23 protein-coding genes are annotated in these 22,055 nt (G+C 37.0%); 11 read left to right on the top strand and 12 right to left on the bottom strand.

All coding sequences use genetic code 11. From position 1 onward, the window contains the following. Positions 1–89: 89 nt before the first annotated feature. On the top strand, positions 90–617 hold the full coding sequence (locus RV04_RS11320; RefSeq protein WP_071858580.1) for a histidine phosphatase family protein: 528 nt from the start codon (positions 90–92) through the stop codon (positions 615–617). A gap of 54 nt (positions 618–671) precedes the next feature. Here the strand turns inward: RV04_RS11320 and RV04_RS11315 are convergent, their stop codons facing one another. From RV04_RS11315 to RV04_RS11305, 3 genes are all read right to left on the bottom strand, one after another. After that, positions 672–1,577 carry a lactate/malate family dehydrogenase gene (locus tag RV04_RS11315; protein WP_071858579.1) on the bottom strand — a complete coding sequence of 302 codons (906 nt, stop codon included), beginning with the start codon at positions 1,575–1,577 and terminating at the stop codon, positions 672–674. Between the two features lie 90 nt (positions 1,578–1,667). Then, positions 1,668–2,111 (bottom strand): class Ib ribonucleoside-diphosphate reductase assembly flavoprotein NrdI, encoded by a 444-nt coding sequence (gene nrdI, locus RV04_RS11310; RefSeq protein ID WP_071858578.1) that lies wholly within the window; start codon positions 2,109–2,111, stop codon positions 1,668–1,670. A gap of 92 nt (positions 2,112–2,203) precedes the next feature. Continuing rightward, the gene (locus tag RV04_RS11305) at positions 2,204–3,355 is read right to left on the bottom strand and encodes a hydroxymethylglutaryl-CoA synthase (protein WP_071858577.1); all 1,152 of its coding nucleotides are present in this window, start codon (positions 3,353–3,355) and stop codon (positions 2,204–2,206) included. 225 nt (positions 3,356–3,580) lie between these two features. Here RV04_RS11305 and RV04_RS11300 point away from each other — a divergent pair, with 225 nt between their 5' ends. The 3 genes from RV04_RS11300 (at position 3,581) to RV04_RS11290 (ending at position 9,123) form a co-directional block, all read left to right on the top strand. Beyond that, on the top strand, positions 3,581–5,998 hold the full coding sequence (locus RV04_RS11300; RefSeq protein WP_071858576.1) for a hydroxymethylglutaryl-CoA reductase, degradative: 2,418 nt from the start codon (positions 3,581–3,583) through the stop codon (positions 5,996–5,998). 479 nt (positions 5,999–6,477) lie between these two features. Further along, positions 6,478–8,637: an LPXTG cell wall anchor domain-containing protein gene (locus RV04_RS11295; RefSeq protein ID WP_071858575.1), complete on the top strand. Its 2,160-nt coding sequence runs from the start codon at positions 6,478–6,480 to the stop codon at positions 8,635–8,637. A gap of 114 nt (positions 8,638–8,751) precedes the next feature. Beyond that, on the top strand, positions 8,752–9,123 hold the full coding sequence (locus RV04_RS11290) for a hypothetical protein (protein ID WP_071858574.1): 372 nt from the start codon (positions 8,752–8,754) through the stop codon (positions 9,121–9,123). Positions 9,124–9,164: 41 nt separating this feature from the next. Here the strand turns inward: RV04_RS11290 and RV04_RS11285 are convergent, their stop codons facing one another. Further along, the gene (locus tag RV04_RS11285) at positions 9,165–10,235 is read right to left on the bottom strand and encodes an endonuclease/exonuclease/phosphatase family protein (RefSeq protein ID WP_071858573.1); all 1,071 of its coding nucleotides are present in this window, start codon (positions 10,233–10,235) and stop codon (positions 9,165–9,167) included. A 128-nt stretch (positions 10,236–10,363) separates the two neighbouring features. On the opposite strand from RV04_RS11285, the gene RV04_RS11280 reads away from it, so the two are divergent. Then, complete coding sequence (locus RV04_RS11280; RefSeq protein WP_071858572.1) at positions 10,364–10,945, top strand: GNAT family N-acetyltransferase; 582 nt, start codon at positions 10,364–10,366, stop codon at positions 10,943–10,945. 33 nt (positions 10,946–10,978) lie between these two features. Here the strand turns inward: RV04_RS11280 and RV04_RS11275 are convergent, their stop codons facing one another. Both RV04_RS11275 and RV04_RS11270 read right to left on the bottom strand, forming a co-directional pair. Then, complete coding sequence (locus tag RV04_RS11275; protein WP_071858571.1) at positions 10,979–11,500, bottom strand: LURP-one-related/scramblase family protein; 522 nt, start codon at positions 11,498–11,500, stop codon at positions 10,979–10,981. Between the two features lie 20 nt (positions 11,501–11,520). After that, entirely contained in the window at positions 11,521–12,390 is an 870-nt protein-coding gene (locus RV04_RS11270) for a Cof-type HAD-IIB family hydrolase (RefSeq protein ID WP_071858570.1), read from the bottom strand. Between the two features lie 178 nt (positions 12,391–12,568). Between RV04_RS11270 and RV04_RS11265 the strand changes: the two genes are divergently transcribed. From RV04_RS11265 to RV04_RS11250, 4 genes are all read left to right on the top strand, one after another. Beyond that, a complete protein-coding gene (locus tag RV04_RS11265) occupies positions 12,569–13,249 on the top strand; it encodes a uracil-DNA glycosylase (RefSeq protein WP_071858569.1) in 681 nt (226 codons plus the stop codon). Positions 13,250–13,408: 159 nt separating this feature from the next. Next, positions 13,409–14,389: a phosphate acetyltransferase gene (pta, locus tag RV04_RS11260; RefSeq protein ID WP_071858568.1), complete on the top strand. Its 981-nt coding sequence runs from the start codon at positions 13,409–13,411 to the stop codon at positions 14,387–14,389. A gap of 148 nt (positions 14,390–14,537) precedes the next feature. Further along, entirely contained in the window at positions 14,538–15,002 is a 465-nt protein-coding gene (gene tsaE, locus RV04_RS11255; RefSeq protein ID WP_071858567.1) for a tRNA (adenosine(37)-N6)-threonylcarbamoyltransferase complex ATPase subunit type 1 TsaE, read from the top strand. Beyond that, positions 15,002–15,523, top strand: a complete 522-nt coding sequence (locus tag RV04_RS11250) for a GNAT family N-acetyltransferase (RefSeq protein WP_071858566.1) — start codon at positions 15,002–15,004, stop codon at positions 15,521–15,523. Before tsaE ends, RV04_RS11250 begins: the two co-directional genes overlap by 1 nt. 38 nt (positions 15,524–15,561) lie before the next feature. Here the strand turns inward: RV04_RS11250 and RV04_RS11245 are convergent, their stop codons facing one another. Together RV04_RS11245 and RV04_RS11240 are read right to left on the bottom strand one after the other, a co-directional pair. Continuing rightward, positions 15,562–16,095 (bottom strand): 3'-5' exonuclease, encoded by a 534-nt coding sequence (locus tag RV04_RS11245; RefSeq protein ID WP_071858565.1) that lies wholly within the window; start codon positions 16,093–16,095, stop codon positions 15,562–15,564. Positions 16,096–16,171: 76 nt separating this feature from the next. Beyond that, entirely contained in the window at positions 16,172–16,927 is a 756-nt protein-coding gene (locus tag RV04_RS11240; RefSeq protein ID WP_071858564.1) for an exodeoxyribonuclease III, read from the bottom strand. Positions 16,928–17,078: 151 nt separating this feature from the next. On the opposite strand from RV04_RS11240, the gene RV04_RS11235 reads away from it, so the two are divergent. Together RV04_RS11235 and murB are read left to right on the top strand one after the other, a co-directional pair. Then, a complete protein-coding gene (locus RV04_RS11235; protein WP_071858563.1) occupies positions 17,079–17,990 on the top strand; it encodes a Gfo/Idh/MocA family protein in 912 nt (303 codons plus the stop codon). 84 nt (positions 17,991–18,074) lie between these two features. Then, the gene (gene murB / locus RV04_RS11230; RefSeq protein ID WP_071858562.1) at positions 18,075–18,980 is read left to right on the top strand and encodes a UDP-N-acetylmuramate dehydrogenase; all 906 of its coding nucleotides are present in this window, start codon (positions 18,075–18,077) and stop codon (positions 18,978–18,980) included. Between the two features lie 43 nt (positions 18,981–19,023). Here the strand turns inward: murB and RV04_RS11225 are convergent, their stop codons facing one another. From RV04_RS11225 to RV04_RS11210, 4 genes are read right to left on the bottom strand one after another with little or no spacing between them, the layout of a single operon-like run. After that, positions 19,024–19,647, bottom strand: a complete 624-nt coding sequence (locus tag RV04_RS11225; protein WP_071858561.1) for an ECF transporter S component — start codon at positions 19,645–19,647, stop codon at positions 19,024–19,026. Positions 19,648–19,650: 3 nt separating this feature from the next. Beyond that, positions 19,651–20,193, bottom strand: coding sequence for a phosphopantothenoylcysteine decarboxylase (gene coaC / locus RV04_RS11220; RefSeq protein WP_071858560.1), 543 nt, complete (start codon positions 20,191–20,193; stop codon positions 19,651–19,653). After that, on the bottom strand, positions 20,190–20,915 hold the full coding sequence (locus tag RV04_RS11215) for a phosphopantothenate--cysteine ligase (protein WP_071858559.1): 726 nt from the start codon (positions 20,913–20,915) through the stop codon (positions 20,190–20,192). Before RV04_RS11215 ends, coaC begins: the two co-directional genes overlap by 4 nt. Continuing rightward, positions 20,915–21,904 (bottom strand): YhdH/YhfP family quinone oxidoreductase, encoded by a 990-nt coding sequence (locus RV04_RS11210; RefSeq protein ID WP_071858558.1) that lies wholly within the window; start codon positions 21,902–21,904, stop codon positions 20,915–20,917. Before RV04_RS11210 ends, RV04_RS11215 begins: the two co-directional genes overlap by 1 nt. Between the last annotated feature and the right edge of the window lie 151 nt (positions 21,905–22,055).

Below are 22,055 nucleotides of genomic sequence, written 5' to 3'. Positions count from 1 at the left end.
GTGAGATTAGGACGTCGCCACGCAATTGTAACTATTCACTCTGTGGATAGTTTTTTTTTATTATATGATAAGAAATGGAGAGAGCCGATTTGCTTTATGTAGCTAGACACGGAGAAACTGAATGGAATGAAAAAGGAATTATTTCTGGTCGCAGCGATATTGATTTGTCCGCTATTGGATACCTACAAGCGAAATCATTAGCTGAGGAAGTAAAAAAAGTAGAAGTTCCAATTACTAAAATTATTCATTCTCCTTTGAAGCGTGCTAAAGAAACGGCTCGCTTAGTTGCTCAAAAAAATAGTTTGTCCATGGTAGTTGATGAACGTCTAATTGAATTAGATTATGGTAAATATGATGGTACTAGTGATAAACAAGAGGAATATCTTCAAAATAGAACACAGTTTGCTTTACGTTATCCTGAAGGAGAATCTTTGATGGATGTTTATGCTCGGGTTGTTCCTTTACTAAAGGAAATTGAAGAGGATCCGGAAAACATATATTTACTGGTATGTCATAATTCAGTTATTCGAGCTATTAAAAATTATTTTGAACCTCTGAAAAATGAAGAAGTTTTTGAATACCGTACTCCAAATGCTACACTGATAGAATTCAAATAAAAAGCCATCTGCAAAAATCAAATTTTTGCAGATGGCTTTTTATTTTTTTTGGGGTCAGATAGCAGAATACATTGAATGAATAGTTTTTATTGTATGGATCCATTTCTCTTTCTCTGATTTGGAAAGTTTAAGGGGATAGCTTTCATCAAGACCATATTTAGTTACTTTAGCTGGATCGCCAACATAGCACTTCTCATCTGGATGATAGTGAGTAATAGGGACGATCAAATGGTTATCATTCAAGATAGCTTGAGTAATTTTTGCGGCTTGGATCGCTATACCATAAGAGGTATAACCCTTGCCTTGGAAAGTGACCCAGCCACCGTTACGTGCAGCTATATCTAATTGGTTTAATGCCTGAGCAGTTAATAGATCAGTAATTGGACATCCAGCTACTCGAACAGTAGACCAAGCGACGAATTGACTTTCTCCATGTTCTCCGATGACGTAACCAGAAATTGCAGAAGGATGAACACCTAAATGTACGCTAACTGCATGTTTCATTCGGCTAGTATCTAAAGAGGTCCCCGTACCGATCACTCGCTCTTTGGGGAGTCCAGTTAATTCCTGTAAATACTGAGTGACAACATCACAAGGATTAGTAATATTTAAAATAATCCCCGAGAAATTGGTAGCTATGATTTTAGGTGCCCATTCTTCAACAATTTTTTTCGTTAAATTTAATTCTGCAAAACGATCAGGATTGCCTTTAACAAGAGAAATATCACCAGCAGAAAAGATAATAATGTCAGTATCAGCTAGTTCGGATAAATTAGAATCAATAATTTTGACTTGATGATTTTGTTCCATCTGCCCATCAAGCAAATCATTTATTTCAGCGTGAATTAAATCGACATTTGGGTCGAAAAGCACTAATTCATCAATAATATTTTTTGAAATCAAGGTATAAGCAGTTGTACTGCCAACATGACCTACACCAATAATTGCCACTTTCTTCATCTCAACACACCTTTCATTAGATGGAATAGTTTTTTAAAGGATGCACCTTAAATGATAGAAAGTCAATAAAATAATGAGAATAAATCTAATTTAACTTAATTTTTTCAGTTCTTGATATACTCTTTGACAATCAGCTTTGGTTCCTCGGAGTTCGTAATCGGCAATAAAAGGAAAGCCAAACGCCTCACTGTATTGTTTTGCTGTCAAGCAGTATTGATAATTAAAATTTTTATTACCGCTACCGACGACACCCAAACAATTTTTATAATTATCTTCATACTCCAAGTATTCTCGCATAACTTCAGTCAAAATTTCAGTGTCTCCGTTATCAATCCCGTTGCCGCCTTCAAGATAGGTAGGGACGAAAGTAAAGAAAAAATCCTTTTCAATTTCCAACGGACTATTATCAGAGATTTCTTTTAATGTTATCAAAGGATTGGTTGAATCCATGTTGTGCTGTTCTACAGCATAGCTAGCTAAATTTTTTGCAAAAGCGCGAGTATTACCTGAAATTGATATATATAAAATATTCATGAATAAATTGCCTCCTTTAATAAATGAATTATAGCATGAAAAATATTTGTGAAAACGTAAATAAAAAAAGACAGCCTTGAAGCTGTCTTTTTTTACTTATTATAGTAGCGAATAAAGCCTTTTGTTTTGTTGATAGCAAAAGGAGTAGCGTCGTCAAATTGATACTCTTTTTCTTCAAGTGGCAATTTTTCACTAAACATTTTTTCATATGCCTCAATCGTCAAAGCTGTACGAGTAGCTAGTAAGGCTTTATTTTTCTCAACAGTCAAATAGTCTAGGTAATTTTCCATCAAAGTCATTGAAAAGAATTCACTGACCGCGCCAGAACCATAGCTGAATAAACCAATCCGATCACCACTCGCTAATTTACTATTATCTAGTAATGAAATTAGACCTAAGTACAGCGAGCCGGTATAGAGATTTCCTACTTGGCGACTATACAAAATCGCTTCATCATAGCGTGCTTCAAGTCGCTGTTGTTCCACTTCATCCATTTCAGGAAAAATAGCGCGTAAAGCTTTTCGTCCCATTTTTGTATAAGGTAAGTGGAATGTTAACGCAGCATAGTCAGAACTTGTAGTATGATTGATGGCCTTATTCTGCTCCCAAATCCGAGTGAAAGAATCAATATAGATTTGATTTGATAAATGTCCATCGACTTCAGGATAATCATGACCGGCTGGACGCCAAAAATCATAGACATCTTCTGAATAGAAGACACTATCGTTATTAAAGGCTAAAATATGCGGTTCTTTTGTTACTAACATAGCGACTGCTCCACAACCTTGTGTGGGTTCGCCACCAGAATTTAACCCATATTTAGCAATATCTGCAGCAATAACTAAAACTTTTCTTTCAGGATGAAGGGCTACATAATCATGTGCTTGTTGTAATGCAGCGGTGCCTCCATAACACGCATGCTTGATTTCGAAAGAGCGAGCGTAAGGTTGAATATTTAATAAATCATGGATGATAGAGGCAGCTGATTTTGAAAAATCTGTACTCGACTCTGTGCCAACAATCACCATATCGATGCTTTGTTTGTCTTCATCAGTTAGTATTTTTGCAGCAGCACTTGCTCCTAGTGTGACGATATCTTGTGTGGCAGGAATGATCGCCATTTGATCTTGTCCTAAGCCTATGTGAAATTTGTTAGGATCTGTTTCACGTGCATTGGCCAAATCGGTCATATCTAAAAAATATTCTGGTACGTGAAAACCAATTTTATCAATCCCTATTTTCATATTGCTCCCCCTAAATTCTATTTTAAAATCCATTTTTAATGAACCTTCATTTTTATTCTATATAGTTCTTTCATTTGTACATTATGTAACCGAAAGATATTTTTATCCCAAAAGTAAATATATCATAGAAAGGGTATAATTAGGTAAGTTTGAATCTTAAGAAATTATAAAACTATCTATGCTATACTTATGCGTGATTTTTAATGAAAAATTGGAGGTGCCCCGTTGGAAGAAGTAGTCATTTTAAGTGCAGTGCGAACACCAATCGGTAGATATAAAGGTAAATTGGCAGACGTTTCAGCTGTAGAACTCGGTGCTATTGTAATAGAAGAAGCTCTTAAACGTTCAGAGTTAAAAGCTGAACAAGTAGAACAGGTATTTATGGGAAATGTTTTGCAAGCTGGTAATGGACAAAACGTTGCTCGTCAGTCGGCCATAAAAGCTGGTTTGTCATATGAGGTACCTGCAACTACAATCAATGAAGTCTGTGGATCAGGAATGAAATCAATTATTTTTGCGATGCAGCAAATTTTATTAGGTGATGCTAAGGTTGTAATTGCTGGTGGAACAGAGAGCATGTCACAAGCGCCAAAATTTACTCGTTTTGACTATACGACTCAAGAATGGCAGGAGCCTAAATCAAGTATGATTTATGATGGTTTGACAGATGCCTTTAGTGGCAAACACATGGGTTTAACCGCTGAAAAAGTAGCAGTCGAATATAAAGTTACGCGTGAAATGCAAGATCAGTATGCATTTGATTCTCAAATGAAAGCGGCAGCTGCCCGGAAAAATGGAAAATTTGATTCTGAAATCGTTGCAGTTCCACTTTCGGATGGTAGTTTATTTATAGAAGATGAGGGGATTCGAGCAGATACGACACTAGAAAAAATCAGTTCCTTGAAGCCAGTTTTCAAAGAAGATGGTGTCGTAACAGCGGCTAATGCGTCCACACTTAATGATGGAGCATCTGCGGTAATACTAGCTTCTAAGTCTTATGCAATTGAACAGGGATTAGATTATTTAGCAATTATTGAAGGCTATAGTGAAGTCGGGATTGATCCTAGTATCATGGGTGTAGCACCGATTTTTGCTATCAATAAATTGATGGCAAAAACGGCTCGTTCTATTGAGGATATTGATCTATTCCAAATCAATGAAGCTTTTGCATCAGCATCAGTCGCTGTTTTGAAGGAGCTACAGCTCCCAGCTGAAAAGGTAAATATTTATGGTGGTGCGATTGCTTTAGGTCATCCAATCGGCGCTAGCGGTACACGTATTGTAACGACTTTACTTTCTGAGCTATATCAAGAAGATAAACAACGTGGGATTGCTAGCTTATGTATCGGCGGAGGCCTAGGCCTAGCATTGCTGCTAAAAAAGTCTGAGTCTCAAGAAATAATAAAAAAAAAATTTTATCAAATGACGCAATCTGAACGTTTAGCAAAATTAGTTAAAGAAAAGCATCTTTCTGTTAAAGAAGCAGCACAACTAATTAATGAAACGACTTTGCCTGCAGGAGTAGCCACTAATCTGATTGAAAATCAGATTAGTGAGTACTCCATCCCGCTTGGCTTAGCGCAAAATTTTATCATTAATGGTAAAGAGAAACTTATCCCGATGGCTACAGAAGAGCCTTCGGTAATCGCAGCGGCAAGCAATGCTGGTAAAATTGTTGCAAATTCAGGTGGTTTCAAGACAACTGTCATCAATCAAGAAATGATTGGTCAAATCGTCTTACGTAATGTCGAAGATGCTGAAAATGATCGTAAAGTGATCTTAGCTAATGAAAAAGTATTATTTAAAGTGGCCGAGGAAAGCTATCCATCGATTTATCGTCGTGGCGGGGGATTGAGATCGATAACGATCCGAATTTTTGAAAAAGGTTATTTATCGATCGATTTAGCAGTTGAGACACTAGACGCAATGGGCGCAAATATTTTAAATACAATTTTGGAGGCTGTTGCAGGAGAAATCGAGAATATTTTACCTAATTCAGACGTATTATTTAGTATTTTAAGCAATTATGCCACGAAATCTCTAGTCGAAGCTCGGTGTGAGATCACACTAAAGAGTATCGGAGAAAAAGTAGCCGAGAAGATCGTTGCGGCTAGTGAATTCAGTAAATTAGATCCTTATCGAGCAACAACGCATAATAAAGGAATCATGAATGGTATTGATGCAGTAGTATTAGCAACCGGAAATGACACACGGGCAGTTGGGGCAGCAGTCCATGCTTATGCAGCGCGTAACGGTCGCTATGAAGGCTTAACTGATTGGTGGATAGATGGAGAAACACTTCATGGTAAGTTAGTTGTTCCCATGAAAGTCGGTATCGTAGGTGGGGCGACAAAAGTCTTACCTAAAGCCCAAACTAGTTTAAAGTTATTAGCTATAAATAGTGCGGCCGAGTTAAGTGAGGTCATTGTTGCAACTGGATTAGCGCAAAATTTAGCGGCAGTCCGAGCGTTAGTAACGGATGGGATTCAAAAAGGTCATATGGCGATGCAAAGTCGGTCATTAGCGATTACTGCAGGTGCAAGAGATGAAGAAATTATTAGAGTGTCAAAAGAATTACGTAATGCGAAACAAATGAATCTTGCTGAAGCTGAAGCGATCATAAAAAAAATTCGACAAGCTTAATAGATAACATCAAAGTAGAAGTGCTTGCTATTTTAGCAAGCACTTCTACTTTTTTTGTGCATAGTCAAATAAGCTATAAAAAATAAAAGAAATCTGTTTATAGTTTTCAGAACAATTAATATTAAAAGAAGGGGGATTTTTTATTTTAATATTATTATTGTTTATCTCTACTATTTGTTATCTTATTTATTTTTTATTTTCAATCAACAAATAATTTTTTGAAGTAAAAAAGCTTTATATCAATGTATTTCAATCTTTTACGAAAAATTAAAAAGATGAATTTATTAGGCTTTATAAAGATGGTATAATCCAAAGTGTTATTAAAAAGAAATTTATAAAATCGTTTTAGTTTTATTTTGTAGTGAAAATGATAGTTTTCAATTTTTGATGTGAACTTTTTGAAAAGAGTGAACATAAGTATTTTAGGAAGGTCATTTGACAATTGTTGGTTGGAGTCTAAAAAAAAGGAGAGATAAATTTTGAAAAAAAAGTTTTTTTTGCAATCGCTAGTAGTTTCAGCAACATTAAGTTCTATTGCAGCGGCACCATTGTCAAGTCAAGCAAAAGAGGTCACACCTATTAAAGTAACAGAAAAAGCGAAAACGCTTATTTACGTGTATGATGAAAAGAAATATATAGAACTAGAAAATGTGGCTATTGCAGCAATTCAACACGCAAAAGAAGAGTTAGCAGTAGCGAAAGAAAAATTAGTTGAATTAAAAAATAAAGAAAAACAAGCAATTATGGATGCAAAAGAAACTATTAGTAGTCTAAAAAGTGCATTAGCGGTGGCTAAAGAGCAAATAACTGAGCTTGAAGCCGAATTAGTAGGGGAAGAAAAAGCGTTAGTAGCAGCACAAAAGTCTCATGATGATGCGGTACTTACGGCAGAAAATGAACTGAAAACTATTGAAGAAAAAATTGCAGAAAAGCAAGTAGCTGTTGATGAAGCAAACGCAGCCTTAAAAGACGCACAAGTAGGATATGATAAGCAAAAAGGGTTGCATGACGAATTAGTCTCAGAAAAGCAAGTCGAGATTCAGAAAGCGGAGGCTAAAGTCCAAGCTGCAGAAGGAGCATATCAACAAGCGGTCACTGACTTTTATGATTCAGAAAGATTGATTCAAGAAGTAGAAATTAATTTGCAACAAGTTGTCCAAAATATCAACGCGCAAGATGGAATAATCGCTGAGGCGAATGCAGAAAAAGTAGCAGCTACAGAAGCAGTAGAAGCGGCCTTATCAGTTTTTGAAAATAAACAAGTAGCTCAAAGTAGTGCACAAGCAGCTGCTGAGCAAGTACAAAAAGTTTATGAAGCTGTATTAGCATATGCTGTACCACAAATCAATATGCTAGAAAATACTCGAGGGCAGGTATTGCAAGAAATCACAATTTTGACTGCTGAATTAGCAGAGCTGGATGCAAGCAATCCCGAATATACTTCCAAACAAGCGGAATTAAGGACGGTAGAAGCGGAATTAGTGCAGCTCAACAACCGATTGCTGACATTCAATACAGCAGTAGCCACTGAAAATGATCGAAACGAGGCGGCCAAAGCTGCTGTTGCTAATGCAATAGCTGAAAAAAATGATGCGGCAGCAGCGTACCAGCAGACATTGATTGATCAACAAACGACTGAACAAGTAATGAATGGAAAAATTACTGAGGCGCAAGCGATCAAAGATCAAGCGGCGCAGCTGATTACCGAGGCTGAAGAAGCTTGTCAATCAGCTTACCAAAATCAAGAAGTAAAGATCAGTGAAATGTACGATGCACAGGCTGAAAAGGATCAAGCAATCAAAGATCGAACAATTGTGGTAGCTGCTGCTGATGAGGCAATTAAAGAAAGTGCTACTGCTCTAGCTGACTCGCAAGATACGATTGATGCTATAAAATCTGAAGTAGCAGAAAAAAACATAGAATTAGAGGAAGCTAAAGACTATTGGCAGCCAGCTATTGATTTTGCGAATCAAACGATTGCTGATGCTAAAAAAGAATTAACAGCACAACAAGAAAAGTATGACCAAGCAAAACAAGCACTTGCGACAGCTAAGGCTGAAATGGAACGCCTTCAAAGTGAAATCACTGAAATTAAAGAAAATATAGCTGCATTAAAAGAAGAAATTAGTATTGCTAAAGCTGAAATAAAAGCAAAATCAGAGACTTTAGAGAAAGCTGTTGATTACTTAGCAGGCTTAAAAATTGGATTTAACGATCTTAAATTGAATAAACAAAAAGATCCAAATATTGGCAAAACTGAAAGTTATCAGCAAGGGTATGATGCGGGCTTTGCTCTAGTATTAACTGAGGAAAAACCAAAAGAAGAACCAAAAGAAGAACCAAAAGAAGAACCAAAAGAAGAACCCGTAACAGGTGATAAAGATCTGAACAATGGATCAACTACTGTGACACAGAATAATAATCAAAGCAATGATAAAGCTACTAGTAATGCTGGAGTAGGAAATGTAACAACTGCGGCGAAAAGTAGTTATATTAAAGAGTATAAAAAAGTAAACGCTGATTCAACGAAAGAATTGCCGCAAACTGGTGAAGCTGAAAGTTTAGCGCTAGCCTTGCTGGGCATGGGATTGATTGGTTTTTCAGGTGCTGCTTTATTAAAGAGAAAATATTCTATTTAGGATAAAAGCAATCACTGAGGCAAATTGCTTCAGTGATTGCTTTTTTACGAAAAAGGAAATAGGGCTAAGACGATATGAGCTCTTGAATAACTTAGAAGTGAAGGGCAGTCATTCATGAAGGAAATCAAAGAAAAAATTTATGTAAAAATAGCAGACTTGATCTATAGCACAGAAGAGACGAAAGAAATTTATCGTCAAAAAGTAGCTGAAAGTAAATCTTATTCAGAATTGGATGAATTGGTCAAAATCATTGATGATGGCGAGCATCATTTGAAGCTGATTCAACAAAAATTATTTAAACATTTGCGTTCTTATATCTGGAAAATTCAAAGATTAGATTATTTACCGTTAAAAGACAAAGTATTTTGGACGGAACAATTGATTAAAGCAGAATTAGAAGAAGAGATGGATGATCTTTTTCGCAGAGTTCTTAAAGCAGAAGAGAACGCTAAAAATAATCGCGATAATGGTTGGACGATCATTTGAAATAAAAAAGGACATTCAAAATGATTTGAATGTCCTTTTTATTATTGATTGAGACGAAAATCCAAATAAATTGGATTATGATCAGAATAGCGAAATGCCATATTTTTTACGTGGACGTCATCGACGGTGATATTGTCAGAAAGAATGAAGCCATCGATCAAGGTCGTCATCGTTTTATTTTTTTGATACGGTTCGTTCAAAGCTCGAGCTGAAGGGATCTTTTCTTCCGCTAAGTTTCCAACCGGAATTTGAAAGCCTTCCGGTAATTCATCTTTAGGGAAAGGATGCGTCCAAGTTTCTCTTTTTTTACTCGTGTGAAAGACATCTGGGCTATTGCCTAAAACATCATGATTATAGTCACCAGCAACCATCACATAATTGCCTTTTTTATATTCTGATTCCATCACAGTAAAAATTTTTTTCAACTGGGCTGTTTGGATAGACCGATCTTTTGTAAAGGCAGATAAGTGTGTGTTGATAGCAATAAATTCGCGATTGTTAGCAACAGGGATTCGACTTACTGTGAAAGCTCGGTCTAAATCAAAGAATTTATTGAAATTCGTTTCGATGGGCAAAGAATACCGTTTACTGCTAGTGATCTCAGCTTTACTGAGAGTAACAAGCCCGGAAGACGCTTTGCCGATTGGTTGATCAAAGGGATAGAATAAATAGGCAGAATCGTAGTTTTGTCCATATAAACTATTGTAACTATTTAAGTGTGTTTTTAACCATGCAACTTCATCAACGTGCTGTGAACGATCACCGTCTTGATCAACTTCTTGATAAAAAGCGAGTGTTGGTTCAAGTTCTTTGGTTGTTTTGACGATCCCTTGCATGTTTTCTTTCACCGTTTCTTGATTGTACGCGCGGGAATAGTCGCCGCCATCCATAAAGAAACTGTAACTTGGCGGATAGGAACCATAACCGATATTATGACTCATAGCCCGATATTTTTTTTGTGTTTTTAAGGTTGTTTGATTTTGATTGTCAGGTTTGAGGGTCAAATCGTCGGGTAAACGATCATAACTTATAAATAGATAAAATAAATAGCCACCCACGATTAAAACGAGTACCAATAAACAAGCAAGAATAATTTTTAGTCCTTTTTTCATTGTTTTTCCTCCCAAAGCCATCATAGCAAATCTTATATAAATTATATAGTCAGGTGACTTTCACAAAAATAATTCTCGTGTTACACTATAATAATAGAAATTAACGTTATTAAAAGAGAGGCTTTAAAATGATTCGATTTGCAAAAAAAGAAGACGGCACAGCTGTCGCTAAATTAGTTTTGGTTATTTTAAAAGATATGGAATTAGATTTTTTGGATGAGTTTGGAGAAGAAAAAGCATTAGAAATGATTGCTGCTTGTGTGGCTGATCCAACATATCGATATGGATATGCTCGTGGATTAGTGGCAGAAATAGATGGAGAAATAGCTGGCGCGGTATTTGGCTATCCCGCAACACAAGAACCAATCATTGATTTACCATTAGAAAAATATCTAGCTGCTCAAGGTCTAGATGAAAATATTAAAATGTTTATTGATCCGGAAGCTTTTCCGAATGAATGGTATTTGGATTCTATTGCGGTAGATGAAAAATTCCGTGGTCAAGGAATCGGTTCAAAATTATTGACCGCAGTTGATCGTTTAGCTACCCATGAAGGACAAGAAACGATTGGGTTAAACGTCGATCGTGGAAATCCCAATGCTAAACGTTTGTACCTGCGTGATGGATTTAAAGATGTGGGTGAGATTACGATTAGTGGACATTTGTACGACCACATGCAGCGTAAGGTAAAGCCTAGAGATAGAAGCTAAAAAAAACAGCAAAGCCAAATTGGCTTTGCTGTTTTAATTTTGAGAAAAAGTCACTTCGAAAATAGGATCAGGTTCTGCTTGCTTATTACGATTGTAAAGCCAGTAATCCATGACGGCTGCTACACAAATGGCAACTGGTGCATCGGATTGCTTTGCGATGTCTAAAACATAATAGTCACCAGTTAGAAGGGTCGCTTTATCCATTGTCATGACATTTTGATTGAAATGGTTGATTTTGTATTTATGATTATAAATGTCCCCATAAACAGCCCAATGAAGCTGCTTGATATAATAAAAATCTCCAGGCCAATGAAAAATTTTATGCAAAACACCTACTTTTGTTTGGTCATAATAGATTTCAAATTTCCGACCTAAAATGACACTTGCTTGCTTAATGTACGCAACTATCTGTCCATCCATTGCATAAAGCGATAAAACATTTCCTTTGCGTCCCCAGTGGCCGACCATCAGATATAAAGGTTTTCCTTTATTGTCTTTAACGATAGTTCGAGTTACTGAGCTTAGTTGTTTCTCTTGAATAAAAAATTCGGTCATTCTTGCTTCACACCTTCTAATTATAACTCTTCAGAAAGGACCCGTTCAATTGCCGTGGCTACACCATTTTCTTCGTTTGTATCAGTGACATGTTTTGCGACTTGTTTGATTTCATCAACTGCGTTGCCCATAGCGAAGCTTTCACCGGCATAACGCAGCATGGTTACATCATTAAAATTATCTCCAACTGCCATTACTTGATCTGCACTAAAACCACGTTGTTCAGCAAATTGTTTCAAAGCAATCCCTTTTTGGGCATCTTCATGATTGATTTCGATATTTGTTAATTCAGAAGCAGCAATCGCTAAGTTACCAATTTTTTCTAACTCTAAAGTGGCAGCTTTAAGTGTTTCAGGACCATGCTTATCGAAAGCAATGATTTTTAAAACTTCTTCATCCGTTTCTTGTAAGACTTGCCTGATATTGTCAACATAAGTTAATGGAGTTAATGCTAAATGTTCCGAAGAAACAGCAATCGCCATTTTTTTGGATAATCCGGGAACTTTTTTTAATAAGTGTCCGGAGATAAAATCAATTCGTTCAGGTTGGTTCTCAGAATATACATGGTCAGCAGTGAAAACTTCATAATAAAGATCCGCACGGTCTAAAGCATCTAAAACAGCACGGGTGCGTTCTTTACCGATGGGAATCGTGAAAATCGTTTCGCGTTTTGCGTTAACTACTTGAGCACCGTTCAAGAGAATCATCGGCACATGGATATTAGCACGATCCAAGGAAATGATCGCATGGCTGACACCGCGTCCTGTAGCGGTAATAAATTCGATTCCGTGTGTTTGAGCTTTTTGAATGGCTTCGATATTTTTATTCGAAACTTGTAATTGATCGTTTAACAGTGTACCGTCCATATCAGAGGCAATGAGTTTTATCAAAATTATTCACCTAGCTTTCTTATCAGTCATAGTTAGTGTACCATATTCTCAAAGCGGAAACCGACTTCGTTTTGATTCTTTATAAAGAATTAGTTGCCGGCTATTTTACATTTAAAATAACTGTGCTAATAATATTAAAAAGTAACATTATCTATCAAAAAGAATAGGAGTGTGCACGATGAAGGAAATCATCCACAATGATTGGCAAGACGTTTTGGCTGATCAATTTCAAGCACCATATTATTTGCAATTACGAGAATTTTTAAAACAAGAATATCAAACTCAAAAGATTCATCCAGATATGTATCACATTTTTGAAGCCCTGGAATTAACACCTTATAGTGAAGTGAAAGTAGTTATTTTGGGACAAGATCCTTATCATGGCATAAACCAAGCACACGGATTATCATTTTCAGTTCAACCAGGAGTGAAAATACCGCCATCATTAAGAAATATCTATAAAGAGTTAGAGAGTGATTTAGGAATAACACCGGTTCAACATGGGAATTTAATCAGCTGGGCAAAGCAAGGTGTATTGTTATTGAATACGGTTTTGACTGTGCGAGAAGGACAAGCATATTCCCATCGAGGAAAAGGCTGGGAGCAGCTGACGGATGTGATCATCCAACGCTTGAATGAACGAGATAAACCAATTGTTTTTATTTTGTGGGGGAAACCTGCACAAGAAAAAGTAAAAATGATCGATACGACTAAACATGCGATTATCAAGTCTGTCCATCCATCCCCATTGTCAGCGCATCGAGGTTTTTTTGGGACGAAACCTTTTTCACAAACAAACAAGCTTTTAACTGAATGGGATGAAAAGCCAATTGATTGGCAGTTACCTGAAACAGTTTAAAGTGACACCGGTTTCTGTTATATAGACATTTTATAAAAACATCTTTTATCTTTAGTTATTAGATTTTAATTAGTAGTACAGAGTTTTTATTCTGTCCTTTTCTTTTAGCTTGAATTGTTGTATGATTAATAAGAAATAAATATCTGGAGGGTTTTAATCGTGGAATTATTTGATAGTTTGAAATTTAAGATTATTCGTCGCAACATCAAAGTGGCATTTCCTGAAGCAACAGATGCTCGTATTTTAGGTGCCGCATCTCGCTTAAAAGCAGAAGAATTAGTTGAACCAGTTCTAATCGGCAATTTAGCTGAAATTGAAAAAGCTGCGGGTGCTCGTGGAATCGCTTTAGATAACTTCACGATCATTGACCCAGATCATTTTGATCGTTGGGATGAAATGGTAGAGGTATTTGTTGAACGCCGTAAAGGGAAAGTAAGCAAAGAGGATGCTGAAAAGATTCTTAAAGACGAAAATTATTTTGGCACGATGCTTACTTACATGGGAATCACAGAAGGCATGGTCTCTGGTGCGATTCATTCAACAGGAGATACCGTTCGTCCAGCATTACAAATCATTAAAACAAAACCAGGTGTTAGCCGTACAAGCGGAGCTTTCTTGATGGTGCGTGGCCGTGATCAAGAAAAATATTTATTCTCAGATTGTGCAATCAACGTGAATCCAAACGCACAAGAGTTAGCTGAAATTGCAGTAGAATCAGCAAAAACAGCTGAATTATTTGATATTGAACCAAAAGTGGCGATGATGAGTTTTTCAACGAAAGGTTCTGCGAAAGCGCCTGAAGTAGAAAAAGTCGCTGAAGCAACTAAAATTGCTCAAGACTTAGCACCTGAATACTTGATTGATGGTGAATTACAATTTGATGCTGCGTATATTCCAGGTGTTGCTCAATTAAAAGCACCGGAATCAAAAGTAGCCGGACAAGCAACTGTCTTTGTTTTTCCAGAATTACAATCAGGAAACATTGGCTACAAAATTGCGCAACGCTTTGGTGGATTCGAAGCTATCGGTCCAGTTTTGCAAGGATTGAATAAACCAGTTTCTGATCTTTCTCGTGGCTGTAACGAAGAAGATGTTTACAAATTATCAATTATTACTGCAGCTCAAACATTAATGAACTAATCATTGAAAAAAAGAGCTATCCTCTGGGTAGTTCTTTTTTTGTTTTAAACTCAAACCTAAAGTTACGCAAGGATTAAGATAGTTTTTTCTTTTCTCTGTTAAAACAAATCGTTATACTTAGTGGGTAATAGAAAAGAGGGGAAGACACGTGATAACGTTAGTCGATACGACAGCAACTGAAAAATTAGGAAAAATCATTGGCGTTGTCGCTAAGCCGAGTGATAATTTAGTTTTAACCGGCGATTTAGGTGCCGGAAAAACTACATTGACTAAAGGAATTGCCTTAGGAATGGGTATCGATCAAATGATCAAAAGTCCGACGTATACTATCATTCGTGAATATCAGCAAGGACGTTTACCGCTTTATCATATGGATGTTTATCGCATTGAGTCAGGTGCAGATGATTTAGGTTTAGATGATTATTTTGAAGGTGATGGTCTTTCGGTGATTGAATGGGGACAACAACTGGGAGAATTTTTACCGGAGGATTATCTTGAATTGGTTTTATCAAAAGATGAGCAAAATGAAACTCTACGAAGAGTGGAATTCTCAGCTCAAGGAAAGCAAGCCGAACGTTTTAAAGCGCGAATTTTGGCAGCGTGGGAAAACTAATGAGCGAAGTAGAGATCACTTTAAGAGAAGCAATTCCTGATGATGCAGTAGAAATACAAAAAGTCAGTCGTAAAATTGCAAAAGAAACTGATTTTTTGATCATGGATGAAAATGGATTAGGGTTGACAGAAGAATTATTACAGCTCCAATTAGCTGATTTATATGAGAGTGAAAATAATATTTTGCTTTTAGCGCTGATTGATGAGCAGATTGTCGGCATGGCCTCTGTCAAAGCTGGAACAGAAAAAATTATCGCTCATATTGGAGAAATTGGGATCAGCATATTAAAAGAATTTTGGGGAATCGGCTTGGGTTCTGCTTTATTAGATGAATTGATCTATTGGAGTGCGGAACAATCACCGTTGCGTCGGTTGGAATTAACGGTCCAAAAAAGAAATGAACGAGCCGTTCACTTGTATCAAAAATTTGGTTTTGAAACAGAAGCCGTGATGAAGCGCGGAGCTTGCGATCAGCAGGGAGCTTTTATCGACGTACTGTTAATGAGTAAATTGATCGATTAAAAAAGCGAAGCAATCTGCTTCGCTCAAGGGTAAAAGGGTTAGATGGGCAAGACTAATTTTTTTAATGGATCTACGCCGAAATGGTCTTCTTGATAAAGTAGAATTTTGGCACAAGCTCGACTATCTTCCAAAGCATCATGGTGGTTTTCTAAAGGAATCGCAAGCTCTTCACAGACTGTATTCAGCCGATGATTGACCATTTTAGGGAATAATCGTCTACTAGTTCGAACAGTACAAAGTGAAAGGTAAGAAGGCTGTTCCAACTGATAATAATCAAGACAGCCTGCTAATACTTTTGTATCAAAACTTGCGTTGTGAGCAACAATCAAGCGATTTTCTTGATAATATTGGTTGATTTCCTGCCAAACTTCAGGAAATTTTGGTGCGTCTGCCACGTCTTCTGGATGAATACCATGAATCTGAATGTTCTTCCAGAAAAAATCTGTTTCTGGTTTGATCAAAGAATAGTATTCACCAACGATTTGGCTATTTTTAACCATCACTAATGCTAAGGAACAAGCGCTGTGAGATTGATAGTTAGCTGTTTCAAAATCCATCGCAATAAAGTTCAATCGCTTCACCTCTTTGCCATTATTTTGGCACAATTTTTTTACTGGCAAAAGACTAGTCGGGAAAACTTGAGAAATTTTAAAGATTGATTGTTAGTTCTACCGGGCAATGGTCACTGCCAATGATCTCCGTATGAATTTTGGCATCTTGCAATCGAGCCTTCAGATTATCTGAAACAACGAAATAATCGATTCGCCAACCGGCATTGTTTTTCCGTGCGTTGAATCGATAGCTCCACCATGAGTAAATGCCTTCTTGCTCAGGGTAAAAGTAACGGAACGTATCAAGAAAGCCATTCTCTAATAAGATACTGAATTTTTCACGCTCCTGAGGTGTAAACCCCGCATTTTTTTGATTGGTTTTCCAATTTTTTAAATCGATCTTTTCATGGGCAACGTTCAAATCGCCACAGAAAATGACAGGTTTCTTTTCTTTTAGTTGATTGAGATAGCTCAGAAAAGCTTCTTCCCAAGTCATCCGATAATCCAAACGTTTCAATTCATTTTGAGAATTTGGTGTATAACAAGTAATGACATAATACTCGGGATATTCTAAAGTAATGATACGGCCTTCTTGATCGTGTTCTTCAATTCCTAGTCCATAATTTACGCTAATCGGTTCATACTTGGTAAAAATTGCCGTTCCAGAATAGCCTTTTTTTACAGCATAATTCCAATATTGGTAATAACCAGGCAAATCCATTTCGATTTGACCTGCTTGTAATTTCGTTTCTTGCAAGCAAAAGAAATCAGCATCTAATTCATTAAAAACTTCCATAAAATTTTTTTTCATGACGGCGCGTAAGCCGTTGACGTTCCAAGAAATTAATTTCAATCTTTTTTCCTCCATTTTTTAAATGAATATGTTTGATTGCTTCAATTGTAACGAAAAATAGTTAGAAAGCAAAGAAACATCGCTTCAGCCATTTAGAGATAAAATGAGTTTATGAAATAACTAAATAAAATGAGTAGAAGGAGTTTTAGAGATGAAAGTTGGAATTATTGGAATTGGTGGTATTGCTCAAAAAGCCTACTTACCGACCTATGCAAAATCAAGAGATAAAGCTAATTTTATTTTTGCGACCCGTAATGAAGCAGTGAGAAAAGACATTGCCCAAAAGTATCATTTTGAAGAAACCGTTTCAACGATCGATGAATTGCTCGCACAAAATATCGCTGCTTGTTTTATTCATGTGGCGACTAAAGTTCATTTTGAAGTTGCAAAAAAATGTTTAACAGCAGGAGTGGCAGTCTATATGGATAAGCCTGTCAGCGAAGATTTTGCAGAAGTTCGCCAATTATATGAATTAGCGAAGGAAAAAAAAGTATTATTTATGGTTGGGTTCAATCGTCGCTTTGCTCCAATGGTTGATCAATTAAAACAACTACCGCAAAAGCGAGTGATTCAGCTAGAAAAAAATGAACCCAATCATGCGATGGCTACGCAATACGGCATCTATGATTTGTTTATTCATTTAGTTGATACCGCCGTTTATTTGTTAGACGATGAAATCTTATCTGTCCAATCAAAGATTCGCGAAGAAGCGGGACAGATGACGTATGCTCAGATGCAGTTAGCAACTGCTACTAGTGAATGTCTGCTGTCGATGGATCTGATGAGTGGCGGAAAAATGGAGCGTTATCAAGTTAGTTCCGCTGAACAAACCATGATTTTAGACCAATTGACAGATCTAACAATCAAAAAAGATCAAGTAGTAGAAATCCAACGCTTCGGCGATTGGACGCCGACTTTAGAAAAACGTGGTTTTGAGCAATTAGTTACACAATTTTTAGCAGCGCTTAATGGAGCTGACAATGATTTACGACAAAAAAATATTTTATTGAGCCATGAATTGTGTGAAAAAATGTTAGAGCAGCATTTACGCCATGTATTATAAAGGGTGGTAAGTTTTTTTTGCGCATGCTAAAATAGCAAAGACGTTTGAAAATTTACCCGTATTGAACGAGAGAGGCTTATCAAAGTGAAAATAACTAAATTAACAGAAACATTACCTAATTTGAAAATCCTTTTGGATGAACCCTTAATGAATTATACTTTTACTAAAACTGGCGGACCAGTGGATGCTTTAGCTTTTCCAACAGATAACCAAGAAGTTAAAGAATTAGTTGATTTTTGCCGCGAAAATGATCTTCCTTGGATCGTACTAGGAAATTCAAGTAACTTGATCGTAAAAGATGGCGGTATCCGTGGTGTGGTCATCATGTTGACCGAAATGACAACGATCCGCGTTGATGAAACTAAAATCACGGCACAAGCGGGAGCGAAATTGATTGATACGACGTATGTTGCTTTGGATCATTCATTGACCGGCTTTGAATTTGCTTGTGGTATCCCAGGAAGCATTGGTGGAGCAGTCTTTATGAATGCTGGAGCTTATGACGGACAATTAGCAGATGTTTTTGAATCTGTGGATGTCTTATTAGCAAATGGAAATTTTGAAACTTGGACAAAAGAAAAAATGAATTTTGCTTACCGCCATTCAGCAATTCAAGAACAACCAGCGATCGTATTGAGTGCTACATTCAATTTAGCTCACGGCGAGCATTTGCAAATTGAAAAACGTATGACGGAGTTGACAGAATTAAGGGAATTGAAGCAACCACTAGAATACCCATCATGCGGTAGTGTCTTCAAACGCCCAGTCGGTCATTTTACTGGCAAATTGATTCAAGACGCTGGATTGCAAGGATTGGTTTGGGGCGGTGCTCAAATATCAGAAAAACATGCTGGCTTTATTGTGAATATCGATCATGCAACGGCTACTGATTATTTAGAATTGATTGCTCATATCCAAAAAACAATCAAAGAAAAATTTGATGTAACATTAGAAACGGAAGTCCGTATCTTAGGTGAAGAACCAAAATAAAAAAATGCTTGCTAGAAATCATTTGATTTCTAGCAAGCATTTTTTATTTTTTCATCAAACGAAGTAACACGGCACAAACGGCCATCGTTGCTATTCCAGCTACCGCAGCTTCTACTAAACCACTACCAAAAATAATTCCCAGAATAACTCCATAGACAGCATTGGCTGCTACTTGTAAGACATCTGCATAGCTATCTTTAAAGAAAAGAAAAATCAAATTCATGACTAAAATCGTATTGGTCAATGAGCCGGCAACACCAGCGATAAAAAGACTAACCGGAACAGCTTTGTTTTTTAATAATTTACGCAGTCCTTTATAAACGTAATAAGGAACGATGCCAATCAAGATCCTAGGAATGACCGCGATGATTACCGCCCGCCAATCCCCATGATTAGTCAATGGATTGGCGATAAAAGGTGAAAAAACAAAGGACATTGGTGTAATAATGATCGTAGAACGAATCAGACTGATCACACCAAAAATCGTTCCTAAACCGGCGCCGATACGAGGCCCCAAAATAATCGAGGCAATGATCACAGGAATATGCATCGTCGTCGCGTTGATCGGTCCAATCGGTATAAAACCAAGCGGTGTCGCAGCTAATAAAATCATAATTGCTAAAAACATCGCTGTTAAAGTAAAACTTCTAACGTTTGTCTGTTTCATAGTTTACTCCTTCAAGGCCGTGTGGATCAGATGAACGATCTCTGAAACATTGGCTAATGCGCCGCGACCATAATCACCACATGCTAATAAGGCTTCACGTGGTTCGATTTCTTGGTAGCCGACTTCTTTTAATGTTGTTAAGTTTTTTTGGACGATTGGATTTTGATACATATATGTATTCATTGCTGGAGCAATAAATTTTGGTGTTTCTGGTAATAACGCTAATGCAACCGTCGATAATAAATCATCAGCAATCCCGTTAGCCAATTTACCGATTGTATTTGCCGAAGCTGGAGCGACTAAAAATAAATCGGCTTCTTTCGCTAACGCAATATGATTGATCAATGCTGCATCGGGTTCAGCCATCACGTCTAAGTGGACGCGACGATGCGAAAGAGATTGAATCGTCAACGGGGTAATAAATTCCGTGCTACTCTTCGTCATAATGACATCTAATTGGTAACCCATTTTGGTCAATTCGTTTGTAATATCGGCTGCTTTATAGGCAGAGATACTTCCACTGACTCCTAATAGGATAGTTTTCATTTTGTTTCCTCCAATTTCATGACTTCATCTTTGATCAATTCAGCAATCTCTGTTTTAGTATGTGCTTCTTTGACTTTGTGCTGTTTATTGATCAAGTAGCCATGGTGTTTTTCACCGCTGATTTCTGATAAATCATTGGCTAAAATAAAATCGGCTTGATTTTTTTCCAAGCTTTTTTGGGCGACTGTTAATAATTCTACCAGTGGAACATCCACTAATAATTTAAAACCAACTAAAATCGTTTCGGGTTGTAACTGCTTGATCAACGCAATGATTTTTGGATTTTTCTTTAATATAATAACTAAACGGTCGGTGTCTGAAGAAATTTTTTTCTCAGTCCGATCGGCTTCGATCATTGCTAAAGCTTCAGGAAGATCACTGGGCTTAGAAGCAATTACTGTTTCTAAATCTTCCATCGTAACCGAACTTTCAGGTGTAAAATCACTGACGGCCATACTATGGATCACAACATCGTAAGAGTGTTCAGTCATCAATTTTTTTAAAGTTTGTTCAAGTTCTGCGGTTGTTTCAATATAATGCTGCTGAATCGTAGGGCCCACGGGTTGAATGGCTTGTTTTGTAGTAATCAAATCAATGATTACATCCTCTTTCGCAAAACTTTCTGCGATTGCTTTGCCTAGTTTTCCACTAGAATGGTTGGTAATGGCACGAACATCATCAATTTTTTCGGATGTACCACCTGAAGTAATCAGGATTCTCACTATTTTTTTCCTCCTAAGGCGACGATTGTACGTCCGACATGTTTACCTGCCAGTAAAGCATCGGCCGTTTCAAGAACTTGGTCAAGCTCAATAGTGTTTACTTGGAAATCTGTTGGTAAGAGCCATTCATTCGTCAGTTTTGTCCATAGTTTTTGGCGTTCTTCCATTGAAGCTTCGACAGAATCAATCCCTAATAGATTGACGCCGCGTAAAATAAAAGGGAGAACAGTTGTATTTAATTTGATACCGCCCGCATTTCCGCATAGGGCAACACTACCAGCATAATTAATAAAGGGTAAGATTTTAGCCAATGTATCTGCTCCTACAGTATCGATAGCAAAATCGAACAATTGTTTATTTAAAGGACGACTTTTTTCAGGGAATAGCTCATTGGGAGAGACAACTTTTGTGGCTCCTAATGTTTTTAAATAGTCCGTTTGATCTTCTTTTCGACTAAGAGCGATTACTTCTTGACAGCATAATTGTTTTAAAAAATGCAACGCGAAACCACCGACACCACCTGTAGCTCCGGTCACTAACACGCGACTCGTTTTATCTAATCCATGGGCTAAAAGTGCTTGGATGGCCAAAGCTGCTGTAAAACCAGCAGTGCCAAACATCATCGCTTGTGCAGCAGATAAATTTGTTGGACGCTTAACTACCCAGTCTCCTGGCACGGTCTGGACCTCACTGAGTCCGCCATCTTGTTTAACGCCTAAGCCATAACCAGTTACTAAAACCGTATCACCGCTTACAAAACGATCATCTTTTGATTCGAGGATTGTTCCGGCTAAATCAATTCCTGGTGTCATTGGATATTCTTGTAAGACCCCAGTGTTTGGACGTGTTGCTAAAGCATCTTTATAGTTGATACCAGAATAATCCACGGCAATCAATACTTCGTTATCAGCAATCTCAGGTTTAGGAAACTTTTCGATTGCAGCTTTAAAAGTATCTTTATTACTAATGCGTAAACGGCGGTAAGTCATGTAGGCGTTCCTCCTTAAATATAAAAAAATTCGTTACTATTATCTTAGCGGAAATGGAGGAAAAAGCAAATTTCTTTTCCTACATTAAAGTAAAATTTGAATAATAAAAATCTTTCAGAATGCTTGATTTTTAAATCAAAGTTCGTATACT

The sequence above is a fragment of the Enterococcus hermanniensis genome (genome assembly GCF_001885945.1).
Classification (GTDB): Bacteria; Bacillota; Bacilli; order Lactobacillales; family Enterococcaceae; genus Enterococcus_A; species Enterococcus_A hermanniensis.
Note: the sequence above shows the minus strand (reverse complement) of the source record. Positions and strands in the feature narration are given on the sequence as shown.

Excerpts from the sequence above, each read along its gene's own strand:
- RV04_RS11290 (WP_071858574.1), top strand. The coding sequence starts at position 8,752 with ATGAAGGAAATCAAAGAAAAAATTTATGTAAAAATAGCAGACTTGATC.
- RV04_RS11210 (WP_071858558.1), bottom strand. The coding sequence starts at position 21,904 with ATGACTTACCGCCGTTTACGCATTAGTAATAAAGATACTTTTAAAGCT.
- RV04_RS11305 (WP_071858577.1), bottom strand. The coding sequence starts at position 3,355 with ATGAAAATAGGGATTGATAAAATTGGTTTTCACGTACCAGAATATTTT.
- RV04_RS11225 (WP_071858561.1), bottom strand. The coding sequence starts at position 19,647 with ATGAAACAGACAAACGTTAGAAGTTTTACTTTAACAGCGATGTTTTTA.
- coaC (WP_071858560.1), bottom strand. The coding sequence starts at position 20,193 with ATGAAAACTATCCTATTAGGAGTCAGTGGAAGTATCTCTGCCTATAAA.
- RV04_RS11235 (WP_071858563.1), top strand. The coding sequence starts at position 17,079 with ATGAAAGTTGGAATTATTGGAATTGGTGGTATTGCTCAAAAAGCCTAC.
- RV04_RS11285 (WP_071858573.1), bottom strand. The coding sequence starts at position 10,235 with ATGAAAAAAGGACTAAAAATTATTCTTGCTTGTTTATTGGTACTCGTT.
- RV04_RS11275 (WP_071858571.1), bottom strand. The coding sequence starts at position 11,500 with ATGACCGAATTTTTTATTCAAGAGAAACAACTAAGCTCAGTAACTCGA.
- RV04_RS11280 (WP_071858572.1), top strand. The coding sequence starts at position 10,364 with ATGATTCGATTTGCAAAAAAAGAAGACGGCACAGCTGTCGCTAAATTA.
- RV04_RS11250 (WP_071858566.1), top strand. The coding sequence starts at position 15,002 with ATGAGCGAAGTAGAGATCACTTTAAGAGAAGCAATTCCTGATGATGCA.
- nrdI (WP_071858578.1), bottom strand. The coding sequence starts at position 2,111 with ATGAATATTTTATATATATCAATTTCAGGTAATACTCGCGCTTTTGCA.
- RV04_RS11315 (WP_071858579.1), bottom strand. The coding sequence starts at position 1,577 with ATGAAGAAAGTGGCAATTATTGGTGTAGGTCATGTTGGCAGTACAACT.
- RV04_RS11265 (WP_071858569.1), top strand. The coding sequence starts at position 12,569 with ATGAAGGAAATCATCCACAATGATTGGCAAGACGTTTTGGCTGATCAA.